Annotated in this window: 19 protein-coding genes; 10 read left to right on the top strand and 9 right to left on the bottom strand. The window is 50.2% G+C overall.

Features of this window, described 5'->3' with window-relative positions; all coding sequences use genetic code 11:
- Nucleotides 1-168: 168 nt before the first annotated feature.
- The 3 genes from CCY32_RS16630 to CCY32_RS16620 all read right to left on the bottom strand — a co-directional run bounded on the left by CCY32_RS16630 (nt 169) and on the right by CCY32_RS16620 (nt 2,719).
- Nucleotides 169-873, bottom strand: a complete 705-nt coding sequence (locus tag CCY32_RS16630) for a hypothetical protein (protein WP_141096260.1) — start codon at nt 871-873, stop codon at nt 169-171.
- Between the two features lie 35 nt (nt 874-908).
- Nucleotides 909-1,589: a hypothetical protein gene (locus CCY32_RS16625; protein ID WP_088332743.1), complete on the bottom strand. Its 681-nt coding sequence runs from the start codon at nt 1,587-1,589 to the stop codon at nt 909-911.
- Between the two features lie 275 nt (nt 1,590-1,864).
- Nucleotides 1,865-2,719 (bottom strand): DUF3883 domain-containing protein, encoded by an 855-nt coding sequence (locus tag CCY32_RS16620; protein ID WP_088332741.1) that lies wholly within the window; start codon nt 2,717-2,719, stop codon nt 1,865-1,867.
- A 256-nt stretch (nt 2,720-2,975) separates the two neighbouring features.
- On the opposite strand from CCY32_RS16620, the gene CCY32_RS16615 reads away from it, so the two are divergent.
- Together CCY32_RS16615 and CCY32_RS16610 are read left to right on the top strand one after the other, a co-directional pair.
- A complete protein-coding gene (locus tag CCY32_RS16615) occupies nt 2,976-3,827 on the top strand; it encodes a nuclease-related domain-containing protein (protein ID WP_246840656.1) in 852 nt (283 codons plus the stop codon).
- Between the two features lie 518 nt (nt 3,828-4,345).
- The gene (locus CCY32_RS16610) at nt 4,346-4,771 is read left to right on the top strand and encodes a DoxX family protein (protein ID WP_088332737.1); all 426 of its coding nucleotides are present in this window, start codon (nt 4,346-4,348) and stop codon (nt 4,769-4,771) included.
- Nucleotides 4,772-5,383: 612 nt separating this feature from the next.
- Here the strand turns inward: CCY32_RS16610 and pdsO are convergent.
- Nucleotides 5,384-6,109, bottom strand: a complete 726-nt coding sequence (pdsO, locus tag CCY32_RS16605; protein WP_088332735.1) for a sortase-associated OmpA-like protein PdsO — start codon at nt 6,107-6,109, stop codon at nt 5,384-5,386.
- Nucleotides 6,110-6,330: 221 nt separating this feature from the next.
- Here pdsO and pdsR point away from each other — a divergent pair, with 221 nt between their 5' ends.
- From pdsR to CCY32_RS16585, 4 genes are all read left to right on the top strand, one after another.
- Nucleotides 6,331-7,029 (top strand): proteobacterial dedicated sortase system response regulator, encoded by a 699-nt coding sequence (gene pdsR, locus CCY32_RS16600; RefSeq protein WP_088332733.1) that lies wholly within the window; start codon nt 6,331-6,333, stop codon nt 7,027-7,029.
- Between the two features lie 6 nt (nt 7,030-7,035).
- Nucleotides 7,036-9,201, top strand: coding sequence for a proteobacterial dedicated sortase system histidine kinase (gene pdsS / locus CCY32_RS16595; RefSeq protein WP_088332731.1), 2,166 nt, complete (start codon nt 7,036-7,038; stop codon nt 9,199-9,201).
- 158 nt (nt 9,202-9,359) lie between these two features.
- Entirely contained in the window at nt 9,360-10,301 is a 942-nt protein-coding gene (locus CCY32_RS16590) for a slipin family protein (RefSeq protein ID WP_088332729.1), read from the top strand.
- A complete protein-coding gene (locus CCY32_RS16585) occupies nt 10,301-10,762 on the top strand; it encodes an NfeD family protein (protein WP_088332727.1) in 462 nt (153 codons plus the stop codon). Before CCY32_RS16590 ends, CCY32_RS16585 begins: the two co-directional genes overlap by 1 nt.
- Before the next feature lie 571 nt (nt 10,763-11,333).
- Here CCY32_RS16585 and metJ read toward each other — a convergent pair.
- Nucleotides 11,334-11,681 carry a met regulon transcriptional regulator MetJ gene (gene metJ / locus CCY32_RS16580; protein ID WP_088332725.1) on the bottom strand — a complete coding sequence of 116 codons (348 nt, stop codon included), beginning with the start codon at nt 11,679-11,681 and terminating at the stop codon, nt 11,334-11,336.
- Between the two features lie 154 nt (nt 11,682-11,835).
- Here metJ and metF point away from each other — a divergent pair, with 154 nt between their 5' ends.
- On the top strand, nt 11,836-12,726 hold the full coding sequence (metF, locus tag CCY32_RS16575) for a methylenetetrahydrofolate reductase (protein WP_088332723.1): 891 nt from the start codon (nt 11,836-11,838) through the stop codon (nt 12,724-12,726).
- 37 nt (nt 12,727-12,763) lie between these two features.
- The gene (locus CCY32_RS16570) at nt 12,764-13,666 is read left to right on the top strand and encodes a virulence factor BrkB family protein (RefSeq protein WP_088332721.1); all 903 of its coding nucleotides are present in this window, start codon (nt 12,764-12,766) and stop codon (nt 13,664-13,666) included.
- Here CCY32_RS16570 and CCY32_RS16565 read toward each other — a convergent pair.
- Complete coding sequence (locus CCY32_RS16565) at nt 13,663-14,313, bottom strand: DUF2959 domain-containing protein (RefSeq protein WP_088332715.1); 651 nt, start codon at nt 14,311-14,313, stop codon at nt 13,663-13,665. The genes CCY32_RS16570 and CCY32_RS16565 overlap by 4 nt on opposite strands.
- Complete coding sequence (locus CCY32_RS16560; protein ID WP_088332713.1) at nt 14,310-14,546, bottom strand: hypothetical protein; 237 nt, start codon at nt 14,544-14,546, stop codon at nt 14,310-14,312. Before CCY32_RS16560 ends, CCY32_RS16565 begins: the two co-directional genes overlap by 4 nt.
- 117 nt (nt 14,547-14,663) lie before the next feature.
- On the opposite strand from CCY32_RS16560, the gene dtd reads away from it, so the two are divergent.
- Nucleotides 14,664-15,101 carry a D-aminoacyl-tRNA deacylase gene (gene dtd, locus CCY32_RS16555; RefSeq protein WP_088332712.1) on the top strand — a complete coding sequence of 146 codons (438 nt, stop codon included), beginning with the start codon at nt 14,664-14,666 and terminating at the stop codon, nt 15,099-15,101.
- Nucleotides 15,102-15,104: 3 nt separating this feature from the next.
- Here the strand turns inward: dtd and CCY32_RS16550 are convergent, their stop codons facing one another.
- Complete coding sequence (locus tag CCY32_RS16550) at nt 15,105-15,770, bottom strand: hypothetical protein (RefSeq protein ID WP_088332710.1); 666 nt, start codon at nt 15,768-15,770, stop codon at nt 15,105-15,107.
- Between the two features lie 146 nt (nt 15,771-15,916).
- Here CCY32_RS16550 and CCY32_RS16545 point away from each other — a divergent pair, with 146 nt between their 5' ends.
- Entirely contained in the window at nt 15,917-16,846 is a 930-nt protein-coding gene (locus tag CCY32_RS16545) for a bifunctional GNAT family N-acetyltransferase/thioesterase (RefSeq protein ID WP_088332708.1), read from the top strand.
- Between the two features lie 83 nt (nt 16,847-16,929).
- On the opposite strand, the gene rpoH is transcribed toward CCY32_RS16545, so the two are convergent.
- The gene (rpoH, locus tag CCY32_RS16540) at nt 16,930-17,781 is read right to left on the bottom strand and encodes an RNA polymerase sigma factor RpoH (protein ID WP_088332706.1); all 852 of its coding nucleotides are present in this window, start codon (nt 17,779-17,781) and stop codon (nt 16,930-16,932) included.
- Nucleotides 17,782-17,854 lie beyond the last annotated feature (73 nt).

The raw sequence follows: 17,854 nt of genomic DNA, 5'->3' as shown, positions 1-17,854 counted from the left end.
CTGCCCGAACCCGGTCATTCACCTTATTTTAAAAACTACATTAATCTATCGACAGTAAGGAGCGAAAAAAGCAAAGTCTGTAAATGCATTTACATCACACTTAATTGTATTTACACGTCATCACTTACTCGGCCTAAAAAATAAGTAGTTATGCAGTTATGAGGTTGGCTACCAAACACGTTTACCCTTAAAGCCAAGTAGGTTCAACAGAGTCGCTGTTACATACTCAACATCATCGTAATGAGGTTTGTACTCAGTAATCAGAGTATTGTCATTTGACGTTGAAACTGTTATTGGATTATGACCATTTGATCTGACAACGACTCCAAAGTTGCTAGTCTGAAGAGGAGCTTCAATATGATAAAGAACCGTATATAACTCACCATCATCAATATCGAAATTATAATTTTCGAATGTAATTATTTCCTCTACATCATTATTAATTATTTCTGCAGCTACACTTCTGTAGAAATTAGTAATAGAGTCGAAGAAGGGTGTTTGAACAGCATCTTTGAAGTCGGAGGAGTTTTTATAATTAAAAGGAGCACTCTTAGCATTATTAATCTTTTCTATCCAAGACTGTTCAATTCTATCAAGGTTGTTGAATCGTCTTTGCATCTCTTTTATTGACCAACGGCTGGATGAAACGAAAGAAAAATCCGTAGTTTTTTTGAATTCTGAATAGACTCTTCGAATCTCTTTTTCTGTACTCTTAATTTTACCAAAAAGCGAGTTATCTTTGTCTTTATTAGCTCTGCCATATAACTTAGAATCCAGCCGAAACCAGTCATCTGAAAATTGTTCAGGTAAAGAACTGATCTTGTCAAAGACTTTCATTTCCTTTAAATCTCGTATTTTACCATAACCAAACACGAAACATTTTCCATGTTCTTTAATCCGATCAATAATTATGTTACTACCTTTGCTTCCACAATCATTTGATTTTTTCTGGGCGCTTCAGTTCGAAACTTGCTCAGCAGCCTAATCTTACTATCTTTTTTTATCAGATATTTAGAATTATTAGTTTCCGATTTTATTAAGTCGTTATAAGCATTAATAAAATTGTTATCTAAAGATATATAATCTTTTGAAAGTAAATCAAATTCTTTTTCTAGATCGTTTTGATTTTTAATGTATGGAGCAACATCTTTATCAAATTTTTCTTTAACACCTCTCATGTGAACTATGTAATTATGATCAGTTAAATACTCATTGGAGTTTTCGATAGCATGAGCACGTTGCGCCGATGAAGATGCCCAGTCTTCTTTTAAATTGTTGTAGGCCTCCTTAGCCTTTTTAAGGCTTTCATTAATAATGCTAATGTCACCATACTCAGATTCAAAAGACGCATGAAATCCATTTTCAATGAACCGTGCTAATTGTTCATTGTCCTTGGGAAATTTTGACTTCTTTATTGCATTTACGTGTTTAGCTAGATCGTTCTTATAAGAAATTGCTTTGCCATGTGTGAGCACTTCTCCATGGGCCTCTTCCATAATCTGGCCTGCGGGAATTTTAATATGAATAGCGTAAGAGTTGGTTGATGTTATTAGTGTAATTAAGAGTGTAATAAGGCGGTAGGTTTTCATTTTTCCGTATCCTGACAGTGTTTTCCTGTTTGTTCTAAGCTCTACTGCTAAAAAAGCGCCAGAATTATAACTAGTACTTGAATAGGATTAAGTCAAGGAAACAATATTAATGATCTCTTTCTGCTATTTGGTGACATGACATGCAATTAAATGTGGCTCATATATGCAATTTAGTGGGACTAAGGTATGAAGTTCTACAACCTTTGAATAGATCATAGTCATCGTACCTGCATGTAAAGGTCTGCTTGTGGCACAAAGCAGACGGTCACACTAAATCAAAATCGACAAATATAACTCACCGGATCAAGGGTGCAGTGCTTCTTAAGGTCGCCCTGTAGCTCAAACAGCTTGGGCGACTTCTTAAACTCAAAAAGCCGATAAAGGTAGAATTGGTCAGACCTGGCTTCGGCAAAGTTAATCTCGTTCCTTGATGCAAAGAAGGGCATTTCTTTGGCAAAGGCGGTGGTTTTGACTTCGATAAAGCGTTCTTTGCCGTTCTCTTCAAAAGACAAAATATCATAGCCCAGGCCATCGCCTTGGGTATCGGAGATATGCTCAATCTTGTTGGCTAGGGTTTTCTTACCCGCTTGGCGTAGCCGGAAAGCTTCATATTCCAAGATAAGTTGTTCACCTGCGAGACCCAACGCCGCATTTCTGGCTTCTCTTGCCACATAGTCTCGCTTTATCCCTGAGGTGGGTATGGCAGTATAAGCTTCTGGACTTTCGTTTACTTGCGACGCTCGCGGAGCTGGTGGCTGAACCCGAAACTTAGAAAAATCAGGAATCTCAGGCATTACTGCAGGCTGATTGACGGCGGCTAAACTGATTTGGTCAAACTCAGGGTGTTCATTGACCCACCCTTCAATAAATTGAGCCAATGCCTGCTGATAGTTATTGCGTGGTTTGTAACCAGGGATCCAAACATAGCCAAGGTTGGCCAATACCGCGCTAATATTCTGATGCTTCAGCTCAATGGCGGCTTCGCTACGATTCTTGAGTTTTGTGAGCAGACGCCTGCGATGTTCGGTTTTGTTGTAATTCTGCCCGGAGAGCTCCAGGGTCAACATGCGCATATAATCGGCCACGGTGTTGATAATTTCCTCTGCGCTCCAGCTCTCTGGCTTTGCCATTACCCACTCCCTCGTTAAAGCCTGCTTTTGATACCTGCACGTCTGTGAGCATACGCTAAAGCTATTCTCTTTTAAATACAGTGAGATATGATTGCTTTTAGCGACTGTGTTCTGCATTTTGGCAGCGTGTGTGGACTTTGCGTTCGATTCACCATGTCGCGCTGATTATTGAATGGTTTTTAGGGACGGGAAGAATATGGAAATCACACCTGAGGTTTGGTCGACGGTTACCAGTATCGCTATTTTATGTGTGGGTATGAGCGCTGTAATACTTCCGCTGTTTGTGATGCTCAAGCGACGGGATAAGTTGGTTAAACTGCCAATAGATAGAAAGCAGTTATTGCGCTTACCTGGCTATGGCCTACAAGAAGAGATTAGCGACAAGCAATTCGATTTAGTTGGGCATATGCTAATGGGGATTTTTCTTGTTATTAGCCCGTTTGCGTACTTCACTATTAATGCTTTTGTCTCATCTGGTTATTTTCCTTATACCCATTCGTTTCTCATTGCTGTTGCTTTGGCGATTGTTGCGTGGCGTACTATAAAAACCTTTAATCACCTTACCAAACTTAGGCTCGGTCATACCGCGGAGTTGGCCACTGCCGGAGAGTTATTGCAACTGCAGGCCAAGGGCTATCAGGTTTTCCACGATATTCAGGCCGATAAATTTAATATTGATCATCTGGCTATTGGCCCTAATGGCGTGTTCGCTATCGAAACCAAAGGCAGGCATAAGCGTCATGCCGATGCTTCGGCCAACGCCAAAGCAAAGGGCGTAAAGGGCCATGAAGTGGTTTATAAATCCGGCAAACTGGAATTTCCGTCCTGGGTTGAAGTGGAGCCCATTGAGCAGGCCAAGCGGCAGGCAAAATGGGTGAGTCAGTGGTTAAGCACGGCGGCAGGAATAGAGGTTAAAGCGGTGCCGGTTTTGGTTTTCCCAGGCTGGTATGTCAGCCGCGGATCTCGTGTTCCTTTCCCTATTCTGAATCATAAACAGTTAGCCATCACTCTACCCAAATCGGGTAATACGAGTTACAGCCAGGAGCAGATTAATGCCATTGCCTATCAGGTGGCGCAGCGCGCGGTTCAGGGTGAGCGGGATAAGTGAGAGCTGGGTGAGTGAATTTGACCGTGCAGGTTAAGGCGCTGGATTCCCGCCTGCGCGGGAATGACGGGAGGGGGCGGGAATGACAGCACCCTTCGTCATGCCCGAATGTTGTAATCGGACATCCAGTGACTTTGTGCTCTTTGTTTTAAGGGCACTGGATTCCCGCCTTCGCGGGAATGACGGGTAGAGAGTGGGAATGACGGGATTATGGCCGTCATGCCCGAGTGTCGTTATCGGGCATCCAGTGACTTTGTACTCTTGGTTTTAAGGGCGCTGGATTCCCGCCTTCACGGGAATGACGGGTAGAGAGCAGGAATGTCAGAGGAAGCGGGAATGAGATTGGGCGAGCGGGAATGACGGGGCAAGGGTCGGGATGCACCGATAGCATTCTCAATGCATTTATTCTAATAAACAGAACTTTAAAGCGTATTTATTGTTATTTTCTTTCTTTTAAATAAATCTATTATGGTTATCAACCAGTGAGCTGGCGAATTAATCAACACTTTAGGAGAAAGAACATGTTTATATCATTTGTATCAGGCAACAAAACCTTATCTGATTTGGCGACCTTGTTTGCGCGTGTGGGCTTGTCTGCCATTTTTATTCTGGCGGGTATGAATAAAATCCAGCAGTACGAGGGCAGCGCGCAGTACCTGGCCTCTGCCGGGTTGCCAGAAGGGCTGCTGCCGTTGGTGATTCTGTTTGAACTCGGCGGTGGGCTGTTGCTGCTTGCCGGTGGGCTGACGCAACTGATTGCACTGGCCTTTGCCGGTTTTAGTGTGGTCACCGCGCTGATGTACCACTTCCAGTTAGATGATCAGATGCAGTTCATTATGTTCTTTAAGAACATTGCCATGGCCGGTGGTTTCCTGGCGTTAGCCGCCAGTGGTGCGGGGCGTTTTAGCCTTGATCAGAAATTATTGAGTAAAACTGCAAAGAGCTGATAGTGCTGATGTGCTTGTTGCTTTACCGTTGTGTGAACAAGGGCCCGAATTATCGGGCCCTTGTTTGTGGGTCGCAATAACGCCTCTGCTATGACCCGGTCAGAATGTGTAACTGGCCTGGGCAGAGAAGCTCCGGCCCGATTGGGTATATTGTTCCACCGGTGTGCCCGCTGGCTGTCCGGCAATACGCTGGTAGGGCACATACTCTTTATCCAGCACATTCGCTAAGCCAGGTGTTGTGAAGCGGGCATGACAAGTTGGAGCGTGAGAATGAGGGAGAGGAACGCGGGAATGACAGGATTATGGTCGTCATGCCCGAGTGTTGTTGTCGGGCATCCAGTGACTTAGCGCTCTTCGTTTCAAGGACACTGGATTCCCGCCTGCGCGGGAATGACGCGAGGGGGAGCGGGAATAACAACATCGTCCGTCATGCCCGAATGTGGTTATCGGGCATCCAGTGACTTAGCGCTCTTCGTTTCAAGGGCACTGGATTCCCGCCTTCGCGGGAATGACGCGAGAGGGTGCGGGAATGACGATAGAGGGTGCGGGAATGACCGTCATGCCCGAATGTAGTTATCGGGCATCCAGTGACTTTGTGCTCTTCGTTTCAGCTTAGCGGTTGGCGGCTGTCTGAGTACCTTCGGCATTCAGTGTGACGACCACGCGGCGGTCAAAGGCATTGCCATCCAGCGAGGGATTGGGGTCCAGGGGTTTACTTGCGCCCAGAGCCTGGCTCTGAATGCGGTTTTCTGAGATCCCCTTCGCCAGCAGTTGCTGCTTCACCGAATCAATACGCTGTGAAGACAGACGTTTGTTGTAGCTGGCATCGCCACGACGATCGGCATGACCGGTCAGCTCTACCCTCAGCGCCTTGTTATTGTTTAACAACTTGGCCAGTTCATCTAACTGCTGCTGATAAATGGATTCAAGGCTGGCAGAACCGGTACGAAACTGCACGTTCATGCTCAGGTTTGGCAGTCTGTCCAGTAACGCAGCGTTGTTCATCGACGCCATCTGCATGTGGTTTTCTTCCTGAGCACTGCGCAACTGAGTGAGCAGTGTCTGGTTAGCCGCCAGCAACTGGTTGATTTCGGCTTCGTGCTGGTTCAGTGCCGCATTGAGCTGTTTCATTTCTTTATCGGCACCCACTGAGTTGCCGATAAACAATCCGGTGACGCCCCCGACAATGGCACCCACGGGGCCCGCCGTGACTGCGCCTAATACCAAACCGGAACCAAAGCCAATGTTCTGAGCCTGTTTAATGTCTTTTTCAGCGGCCACGGCCACAGGTGCAGAGAGGGCAGTAACGATAGCGGTGGTTATCATCAGTTTTTTCATGGTGTTCTCCTTCGGGTCAATGTTGTGATGTATGCGCGTTGGCAATGAGCTAATTAAACACCAGGGTATTGGCACAAAAAGGGAACAAAAGGGGCAATCTGGCGATCAATTATGGCAACAATATGGCTTTTGCGTCCGCAGCAGGGCAGACGCTAGTATCAAAGGCCAATTAAGGTATAGTCCGCAATTATCAGTAACACAGAGTGACATCAGGCAAAGCTATGGGCCGCAGAATTGCAATAGTGGAAGATGAAGATGCGATCAGAGAAAACTACGCTGCGGTGCTGCGCCGTCAGGGGTATGACGTACTGACCTTTGCCAACCGCAAACAGGCGATGCATAACTTTGATCAGCGCCTGCCCGATCTGGCCATTATCGATATTGGTCTGGAAGACGAGATGGACGGTGGTTTTTTGCTTTGTCAGTCTTTGCGTAAACTGTCTTCATCCTTGCCGATTATTTTCCTGACCGCCCGCGACAGCGACCTGGACACGGTATCGGGGCTGCGTATGGGCGCCGATGACTACCTTACCAAAGACATCAGTATGCCGCATATGACGGCGAGGATATCGGCGCTGTTTCGGCGTATGGAGGCATTAACCGAGCCCCAGGATAGCGAGCAACGGGTGACCTGTGGCAGCCTTGAGCTGGATCTCAGACGCATGCAGGCACACTGGAAAGGCCAGGCGGTGGATCTGACTGTTACCGAGTTCTGGATGGTACACGCCCTGGCCCGCTTTGCCGGTCATGTGAAAAGTCGCCAACACCTGATGCAGGATGCCAAGGTGGTGGTGGACGACAGTACCATTACCTCCCACATCAAACGTATTCGTAAGAAATTCATGCAGCTGGATAAGGCATTTGACTGCATCGACACAGTGTATGGCATGGGCTATCGCTGGACCGCAGACGGAGAATAAGGGCGGGTGGCACGTAAACGTTTTGCTTTCGGACTGCGCGCCAAACTGGTGCTGGTGTCATTATTTCTGTTTGCCATTCCCTGGCTGGGTTATGAATATGTGTGGGAAATGGAGAAGTACCTGCGCGCGGGGCAGGAGCGCACCTTGCTGGGGACAGTGCGCGCCGTTGCCACGGCATTGCATGAACGCCCTCGGCTGTTTGACGCCCAGGCCAGCTACCTGAGTGTGGAAAAAGGCCGTGACCTTTACGCCTATCCCATCGTCGACCCGATTCGTCTGGACGGCAATCTCAATGACTGGCGTCAGCAACATCATGCTCTGACCTACGATGACGACTACCTGATTGAGCAGACGTCTGCTTATGTGCCCGCGACTCTGTCATTCACCCATATGGTGGGCAAGTACCGGGACTATTTATATGCCTATTTTGATGTGCAGGATGAGCAGATTGTTTACCGGCCGACAAACAGTTTACGGGTTGACCGTAACGACCACCTGCAAATTGCCTTTACCACGCCTGCGGGGGATTTTCGTCGCTATCTGATTGCCACCACGCAACCTGGCTGGCTGACCCCCTATGAGCTGGATACCGGCGAGTCAGTTACCGGCGCCCGGCCACTTCGCCCCGAACCACGCATACAGGGAAGCTGGGCCGAAAATGCAACAGGTTATACCATTGAGCTGCGTATACCGCTGGAATTACTCGGCAGCAAGCTGAGCTTTGCCATTACCGATGTGGACGATGACAGCGGGCAGGCAGTGGCGACCATCGGTACCTCAGATGTGGGCGATGCCGACACCCTGGGTACGGTGCTGGTACCCTCGCCTGAGATTGAACAGATTATTCGCGGCCTGGGCCACACCGATTCCCGCATCTGGGTGGTGGATCGCCATCAGCGCGTACTGGCCCGTTCTGGTGATATCCGTAACTCTGATGGGATTTGGGCCCGTAGCGTCAGTCGTGAGAGGGAACAGGGCTGGTTTGCCCGCTTCGAGCAAAAATGGCTGCATCCGCTGTATTACAAATTTCTGACCCGCCCGCCCAAGGACTTTATTGATCAGTTGTACGATGTGGCCGAATTGCAGGGTAGTCATATCGAGCAGGCTCTGAGCGGCAAGCCAGGCTCTGACTGGCGTCTGACGGCGGACAATAAGGCCGTAGTGCTGGCCGCCGCGTATCCCATTTTTATCGACAATACGGTGATGGGCGCGGTGATCGCCGAGGAGACCACCAATGGTATCCGCAGTTTACGTAATCTGGCGCTGGAAAAACTGTTCACGCTGATGCTGGCGATTATGCTGCTGGGCACTTTGGGGCTGTTTCTGCTGGCGTCGCGCATCTCGACGCGAATTCGTCGTTTGCGCGATCAGAGTGAGCAGGCCATTGATGAGCAGGGGCGACTGCGCAGCAATATTATCCCCTCCAGCGCCGGAGATGAAATTGGCGATTTGTCCCGCAGCTTTGCCAATATGGTGCAGCGTTTAGGGCAATACCACCATTATCTGGAGAATATGTCGTCGCGCTTATCCCACGAATTACGCACGCCGGTGGCGGTGGTGCGCTCTTCGCTGGAAACCCTGAGCATGGAAGATGAAGGCGCGGCAAACTCTGTTTATATGCAGCGGGCACAGGAAGGGCTGAATCGTTTATCGGCCATACTGACCAACATGAGTGAAGCCACCAGGCTGGAGCAGAGTCTGCAAAACGCCGAGCGCCAGAGCTTTGATTTGGCAGAAGTGGTTGAGGGATGTATGCAGGGCTACCAGCTTGCCTATGCCAACACGGGGTTTGAGCTACATACCGATAACCAGCCCTTAGCAATTCAGGGAGCGCCGGAGCTGATAGCCCAGTTGCTGGATAAGCTGGTGGCCAATGCGGTGGAATTTGCACAACAGCATACACCGGTGGTGGTGCAACTGGCGAAACAGGGGCGCCAGGCGCAGCTGGACATCAGTAATCAGGGGTCGTTACTACCCCAAGAAATGGCAGGACGGCTCTTTGATTCGATGGTGTCGGTGCGCCCCGGTGGCAAGGGCAGTGGCCAGCCTCATCTTGGACTGGGACTGTATATTGCCCGCCTGATTGTGCAGTTCCACCATGGACAGATTCAGCTTACCAATCTGGAGGATGGCAGCGGAGTGCGTGTCAGGGTCACCCTGCCTCTGCAATAAGGCACTCAGCGGCCGCGCTCCCTGTTCTGCGCTTATGCTGCAGGGATAGTTCTTCTCCATTTCACCCGATGCCGGGCGAACCGGTTATTTTTTAATTGTCGCCGGGGCAGCGGTGGCTTAATGTAAGCGTTTTGCTGATCCTGTCATGGAGTTGTTATATGGATATCTTGTTTGATTATGTGCTCAGAATTGAAACCTTCCTGCTGTTGTTTGTGCTGGTCCTGCTCAAATCGTCAATTATTTTTGTACCGCAAAACCGCGCCTATCTGATTGAACGTTTTGGGAAGTACCAGTCCACCCGTGAGGCCGGCCTCAACTTTATTATGCCGTTTATTGATCGCATCGCTGCTGACCGCTCTTTGAAAGAGCAGGCTGTGGATGTGCCGGAGCAAAGTGCCATCACCAAAGACAATATCTCGCTCAAAGTCGATGGTGTGTTGTATTTTCGGGTGCTCGACCCCTATAAGGCCACCTATGGGGTGGATAACTATGTTTTTGCCGTTACGCAACTGGCACAAACCACCATGCGTTCGGAACTGGGTAAGATGGAACTGGACAAAACCTTTGAAGAGCGGGATTTGCTGAATACCAATATTGTTGCGTCTATCAATGATGCATCAGGCCCCTGGGGCATTCAGGTGATGCGCTATGAAATCAAAGACATTGTGCCACCCATGTCGGTGATGGAAGCGATGGAAGCGCAAATGAAAGCGGAGCGGGTCAAGCGCGCACAAATTCTCGAATCAGAAGGGGATCGTCAGGCTGCCATCAACCGTGCTGAGGGTGAAAAGGCCTCGGTGGTACTGGCGGCAGAGGCGGATAAATCAGAACAGGTGCTACGCGCAGAAGGTGAGGCCAAGGCCATTCTGGCCGTTGCCGACGCCCAGGCAGAAGCCTTGCGTGTGGTGGGGGATGCAGCCAATACGGAGCAGGGCCAAAAAGCGATTCAGCTGGATCTGGCCACCAAGGCCATCGAAGCGAAGCAGGCCATTGCCAGGGAGTCTTCGGTAGTATTGCTGCCTGATGGCAGTACCGATGCGGCCTCTGTGGTGGCACAGGCGATGACCATTATTAATCAGATGAAGACCAAGGGGGCGTGATGACGTTATTTACCGATCACCTGGCCGAAACCCTGATTGTGATTGGCCTGATCCTGTTGGCGGTGGAGATATTAGTGCTGGGCTTTTCCACCTTCGTGCTGTTTTTTGTGGGACTGGCGGCGCTGATCACCGGCGGCCTGATGTATATCTCTTTGGTACCGGCGACGCTGTTTGGTGCTATCGGCAGCCTTGCGGTGCTTACCGCCATGCTGGCCGCTGTGTTATGGCGGCCCATGAAAAAAATTCAGGCCAAAACCGAACCCAAAGAGGTGACCAGCGATTTAATTGGTTATCGCTTTTATCTGCCCCAGGCGCTGAACCCGGGTGACAGCCTGACCTATCGCTATTCCGGGGTAAACTGGACGGTGCGCACCCGTGAGCCGCTGATGGCGAAACAGGAAGTGGAAGTGACCAAGGTCAGTGTCGGGGAGCTTGAAGTCAGGGCCGCTATCGGCGAATAAGAAGCCTGCCTTTTTGCATTATGCCCGGGAATGACAGCACCTTCCGTCATGCCCGAATGTTGTTATAAGGCATCCAGTGACTTTTGTGCTCTTCGTTTTAAGGGCGCTGGATTCCCGCCTTCGCGGGAATGACAGGGCGAGAGGGCGAATGACAGCACTATGGCTGTCATGCCCGAGTGTTGTTATCGGGCATCCAGTGTCTTTTGTGCTCTTCGGTTTAAGGGCGCTGGATTCCCGCCTTCGCGGGAATGACAGGGAGAGAGCGGGAATGGCAGCATCGTTCGTCATGCCCGAATGTTGTTATCGGGCATCCAGTGACTTTGTACTCTTTGTTTTAAGGGCGCTGGATTCCCGCCTTCGCGGGAATGACAGAGTGCAGCGTGGGAATGACAGCACCTTCCGTCATGCCCGAGTGTTGTTATCGGGCATCCAGTGTCTTTGTGCTCTTTGTTTTAAGGGCGCTGGATTCCCGCCTTCGCGGGAATGACAGGGCGAGAGCGGGAATGGCAGAGGAACGCGGTAATGACCCAAAAGGCGTCCGCGCATGACAAAAAGGGCGTGAAGGTGAGGGCTACTCGTCCTTCTCCTGGGCTTCCTGCTCCTGGGCTTCTGCTGCATCCACGTCAATGCCCATCTCAGCCATCATCTTGCGGGCTTCAGCGGGGATCTTATTGGGGTTGTCTTTGCGCAAGTCATCGTCATTCGGCAGGGGTTGGCCGGTAAACGCATGGACAAAGGCCTCACAGAGTAATTCTGAGTTGGTGGCGTGACGCAGGTTATTGATCTGCCGGCGGGTGCGCTCATCGGTCAGCACTTTGAGCACCCGGGTAGGAATGGAAACGGTAATTTTCTTTACTAGCTGGCTCTTTTTGCCATGTTCCGCATAAGGGTCAATATACTCACCATTCCATTTAGCCATGCTTTTAGCCTTTTTATTTTAAATTAGAGGTTAAAATTCTAACCCGTGTGGAAATGGATATCCAAACATCTTGATGTCTGAATGAAATACAAGTAGATTTAGCCATCTAAACGGCTAAATAATTTAATCATCCTAACCGGGATCAGGAGTCACCATGGTTTCCTATGCACAGGGCATTGATGCGCTGAATAATTCGTTAAGTGAATTGCGCAATATTGACGTGTCTTTCGAGTTTTTTCCGCCCAAGACCGAACAGATGGAAAAGACGCTGTGGCACTCTGTTGAGCGTTTGGCGCCCCTCAAACCGGCATATATGTCAGTAACCTATGGTGCCAACAGCGGTGAACGTGACCGCACTCATGAAGTGGTCAAGCGCATTCAGGCTGAAACCGGTGTGGCTGCCGCTCCCCATTTAACCTGTGTGGACGCCAGCCGTGAAGAGCTGGTGCAGATTGCCAAAGATTATTGGGCCGCGGATATCAAAAAAATTGTGGCCCTGCGCGGTGACCTGCCACCTGGAGTGGAGAAAACGGAGCTCTATGCAGCAGATCTGGTTGGCCTGCTCAAAGACGTAGCAGATTTTGATATTGCCGTGGCCGCCTATCCGGAAATTCACCCGGAGGCGCCTAACGGTCAGTTTGATTTACTTAACCTTAAGCGCAAAGCGGAAGCCGGGGCAAGCTCTGCCATTACCCAGTTTTTCTTCGATGCGGAGGTGTTTCTGCGCTTTCGTGACCGGGCGGCCGCGGCGGGTATCGACCTGGAAATCATTCCCGGCATTCTGCCGGTGACGAATTACAAAACCCTGGTTAAATTTGCCGGCATGACCAATGTGCATGTGCCTCAGTGGTTGCATAAAATGTATGAGGGGCTGGATGACGCAGACCAGACCACCCGTAATTTGCTCGGTGCCAGCATTGCCATGGATATGACCCGCATCCTCGCCAAAGAAGGAGTACGCAACTTCCATTTTTATACCCTGAATCGGTGCGAATTGAGTTATGCCATTTGTCACATGTTGGGGTTACGGGCAAATTCCGAGTAAACTGATCCTCAGTTAATACAATCCGTCGGAATCTTGTATGTCAGAGTCGTCCCGCAAAGAGAAGGTAGTCAGTGTTGCCCATGAGGTGAAAGATTTTTTTCTGGCTATGGTCAGTCGCTGTAAGGACGACCGTATTTCGGTGACAGCGGGTCACCTGACCTACGTGTCGCTGCTTTCTCTGGTGCCCTTTATTATGGTGTTTTTCACCATATTGTCGGCCTTTCCGGCGTTTGCCTCGTTTCGTGGCGAGCTGGAGTCCATTATCTTCAGCAACTTTGTGCCCCACGCTGGCGGCGTCGTCCAGAAATACGTAGCGGAATTTGTCGGTAATGCCTCCCAGATGGGGGCGGTGAGTATCCTGTTTCTGGTGGTGGTGGCGCTGTTACTGATTTCCAATGTCGATAAAACCCTCAACAACATTTTTGGCACCCCCAGTGGCAGGCGACCCATTGTCACTTTCGCTATTTACTGGATGGTATTGACCTTGGGGCCCCTGCTGATCGGTTCAGGGCTAGCCATCAGTTCCTACCTGACCGGACTGGCCGCTTTTGCGGAAGAGTATACGCCGGGGCTCACGACCGCCTTGCTCAAGTTATTGCCGTTTGTCACCTCCATAGGTGCCTTTTTCATTCTCTACATGGTGGTACCGAACAAAGCGGTTCGCGCTCGTCATGCACTGGCCGGGGCCTTTCTCGCCACCTGCCTGTTCGAGTTGTCGAAAAAGGGGTTTGCCCTGTATGTCAGCAGTTTCCCCTCTTATCAGATCATTTACGGGGCCATGGCCACCATTCCGCTATTGTTTGTGTGGGTGTATTTGTCCTGGATTGTGGTGTTGCTGGGCGCTGAGTTTACGGTGCAGGTAGAAGATTCGGCAGCGCAGAAAAAGTCCGAAGCTGACACTGCCGAAAAAGAAGATGATCAGAATCAGACGTCCGTCTAACCCTGTTTGATACTGGCGATAAAGTCGTTGGACTGGGCGATGGCGCTGTTCATTTCTTTGATCAGTTGATCAATTTCACGTTTGATATTGCCGTATTCGCCCTGCAGCGCACCAATAGCATTGGCATTGAGGTTGTGCTTAAGGTACAGCACATTATCCTGCAAGGCCGCCAGTACCGGTGCCATCTTACTCTCGGCCCGTCGCATTGAGCTTACCAGTGTGTCATAACGACGCTGAGTGTCTTTGAGTTTGCGACTGCTGTCACGGCGCAATGACTCGTTAGAGTATTGCTCCAGCTCGTCCTGCCACTCTTCAAACAACGCTTCGGCCACCGATTCGACTTTGTCGATGCGATCACTGAGCCGCTGGGCGGAGCTTTCGCTGGCTTCGTACTGGTCTTTGAGGTTGTCATAAACATCCTGCAGTTCGCCGCCATCGAAATTGATGAGCTGACTGAACTGCTCCAGTGCGGAACTGAATTGTTGTTGCGCTTCTTCCTGTGCATCGCGGGTATCTTCGACCCTATCCACCAGAATATCGCGTTTCTCAAAACCCACCTTTTCCATGGCCGAGTAGTAGGCTGACTGGCAACCGGATAACAGGGGCAGGCCACATGCCAGCCCCATTATCAGCAGGGCGCGTTTCATAATCCCGGCGACCTGAACTTGGCAGCGTCGATGATGGCCCAAAGGTGCAGTAACGCCCCGGGGATCCACATAAAGATCAGAATGACGGTGGCAGAGAGGGCGTAGCACACCGATACAAAAACAAAAAATAACAAGGCGGCGAGAATGCGCCCCTGAACCAGTTGTCCCAGACCGGGAATGAAAATGTTACAAATTGCGGCGATTACGTTTCCGCCAGAGCCTTGTCCTGCCATGATATTTCCTTCATTAGGTTGTCATTATCAAAGAATAACTTAATCCAATTGTTTAACAGTTACAATATTTGCTGCTTTTGTCAGTGTTACAGCAGATTACAACGTCGTGGGGAGACTATGATTGCACTATTACAACGGGTCAGTGAAGCAGAGGTCAGTGTTGCAGGAGAGGTCACCGGAAAGATAGCACGTGGCACCCTGGTGCTATTGGGGGTGGAGAAAGGCGACGATGAAGCAAAAGCCGCACGGCTGTGTGAGCGGGTACTGAATTATCGCATGTTCAATGATGGAGATGGCAAGATGAACCTCAATTTACGTCAGGTTGAGGGAGAATTACTGGTGGTGTCGCAGTTTACCCTGGTAGCCGATACGCAAAAAGGAAACCGGCCCGGCTTCTCTCGAGGGGGCGATCCACAGATGAGCAAGGCCTTGTACGAACATTTCATTGCCTGTGCCCGCCATGCAGGTGTCAGCTGTCAGTCAGGCCGATTTGGCGCGGATATGCAGGTGAGTCTGGTTAACGATGGGCCCGTGACTTTTCAGTTAAGTATTTAGCCTCTACAGCAGAATCAGTTGGTTCAGGTCGATGTGATGGGCCGATGCGAACTCAGACAGCGGCGCAAACTCATGCAAATCCGGCAGCGTCCAGTATGCGGCAAACACCACTTTATTCTGATAGCCGGGAATACCGACAATGGTGCAGGTCTGGCCCGTTAGCTCGCGCAGCACATCCGCCAGCCAGTCCAGTTGCCCATGCAGAGACGGGAGCATATTGAGCACCAAGAGTCCCGAGGCGGATAGCGCCCGCAGACAATGTTGGTAAAAATCAGCCTGTCTGAGAAAGCCAGGATGGTCCTGCTCACCAAACAAATCCAGTATCAGCAGATCCTGATTGCTGATATGGTGTATGGCTTCGCTGGCGTCGGCCTGCCGGATAATGGGCTGACAGTCAGATGGATTGAAAAACGTGTCAAAGCAGTGAATGATGGGCGAGCTGAACTCAACGCTGAGTGTCGTGGCCGAAGGGGTGTATTGTTGCAAGAAACGCTGAAAGGCACCCCCACCCAGGCCCATTTCGGTAATGTATTGAGGGTTTGGGCGCAGATACAACGACAGCGCCAGACCATGCAAATGGGGTAATACCAGGCGCTGTGGCCTTGCCAGGTCCAATACGGATTGCACGGTGTCGCCCAGACATAGCCAACGATATTGCGCGTTTTGCATGACCCGCAGCTTCTGTTGCTGATGCCAGTAAAGGAGCTTCGGGTGAGTGAGTTCACGGGACAGGTTAAACAGCGGCGGACCTTTAAGCCGGTAATATTGGTATCCAATATAAAAGCAAAGGGCCGGGCGGTAAACAGGTGAGAGTCATGTACAAAGTCGAAACACCACAGAGTGACGAAGAGTTCGAAAAATATTTCGCTTTTCGCTGGTTTATGTTGCGAAAACCATGGAATTATCCGCTGGGTTCAGAAAAGGACGAATACGAGCAGGTGGGTATTCACAGAATGATCCTCAACGCCGACGGTGAGGTGATTGCCATTGGCCGCCTGCACTTTAATACCCCTGAGGAAGCGCAGTTACGGCATATTGCGGTGCACCCTGACCATCATGGCAAAGGCCTGGGTAAATTGATTGTCGCGGCGCTGGAAAGCGTAGCCCGTACCGAAGGCATTGAGCGTATTGTGACCAACAGTCGTGAGTTGTCTACGCCCTTCTTTAAGAGCTGCGGTTTTGAAGTGGTGGGTGAGGCGACCACCGAGCTAGGTCACCTCAAGCGTGAACAGATGGTGAAGAAGCTCACTGAGCTCAATACCGTACTCCTGCATCCGCGCTGGTGCAAAGAGCTGCAGCAAACCTGGTATGAGACGATTCCTATCAGTGAGCAAATGGGGATAAAAATTTATCGCTTCACGGGGCGTACCCTCGAAGTGCGCGCCTCTTTGAACAAAAACATCAATCTGCATGGCACCATGTTCGCCGGGAGTATTTTTTCACTGGCTACCCTCACCGGGTGGGGAATGTTATTTCTGATGCTTAAAGAGAAGAATCTCAGCGGTGAGATTGTACTCGGTGATGCGGATATCCATTACCACAAACCTATTACCAGCCAACCCCGCGCCGTGTGCAATATTGAGAGTGTCAGCGGTAAGTTTGAATCCATCGAAAAACAGCGCAAGAAACCTTTCACTTTGCGGGTGGATATTCATGATGGTCAGAATCCGGTAGCCGAGTTTAAAGGGGTTTACTGGATTCTGCCGCCGACAGAGACGGGCCAGGACGCCGAGGCGAAAGAGTAGGGGCTGGGCTGTCACACACAAAAAAAGGAGCCTCAGGCTCCTTTTTTGTTTTTTACGATTTCGCTAAAGCGCGAGCGAGGTCATTACACCATTGCAGATTGGAGCTTTTTGATGGCGTTCTTTTCAATCTGACGCACACGCTCGGCAGAGACTTCATATTTGTCTGCCAGGTCCTGCAACGTGGTTTTGTCATCAGATAACCAGCGGCACTGAATAATGTGCTGGCTGCGCTCGTCCAGGGTTTTAATGGCAGAATGCAGACGCTGGCTGGCACTGTCGTCCCAATCGGCGTTCATGACTTCTGACTCCACGTCAGCGCTTTTGTCTTCCAGATACTGAACCGGGGCAAAGTTGCCGGTTTCATCGTCATCAGCAGACAAATCAAAGGTCTGATCCTGGCTGCTCATGCGGGCTTCCATCTGCAGCACTTCTTTGGTGCTGACACCCAGGTCATCGGCCACTTTCTGCACTTCTTCGTGGGTAAACCAACCCAGACGCTTTTTCGCTTTGCGCAGGTTGAAGAACAGCTTGCGTTGCGCCTTGGTGGTCGCAACTTTAACGATACGCCAGTTTTTCAGCACGAATTCGTGAATTTCGGCTTTAATCCAATGCACCGCAAAAGAAACCAGGCGCACGCCCACGGTGGGGTCAAAGCGTTTGACGGCTTTCATCAGGCCGATATTACCTTCCTGAATCAGGTCAGCCTGAGGTAAACCATAACCAGAATAAGACTTGGCAATATGTACCACAAACCGCAGGTGCGACATGATCAGCTTACGCGCTGCCTCAAGATCCCCTTCGTGATGCAATTTTTCAGCAAGTTGACGTTCTTCTTCTGCACTCAGCATATTGATGCTGGTGACGGCCTGCATATAGGTATCCAGACTGCCTGACTGAGGAACGCTCAACGCCATTGCATGCATGTTTGTGCTCATATCTGACCTCTTTCAAATTTAGTACAGCCCAGTGTATCACTGGCCTGAGCGGATCACCAGATCCCTTTCTTAC

The sequence above is a fragment of the Lacimicrobium sp. SS2-24 genome, from assembly GCF_002201535.1.
Classification (GTDB): Bacteria; Pseudomonadota; Gammaproteobacteria; order Enterobacterales; family Alteromonadaceae; genus Lacimicrobium.
This window is presented reverse-complemented; position numbering and strand designations above follow the sequence as displayed.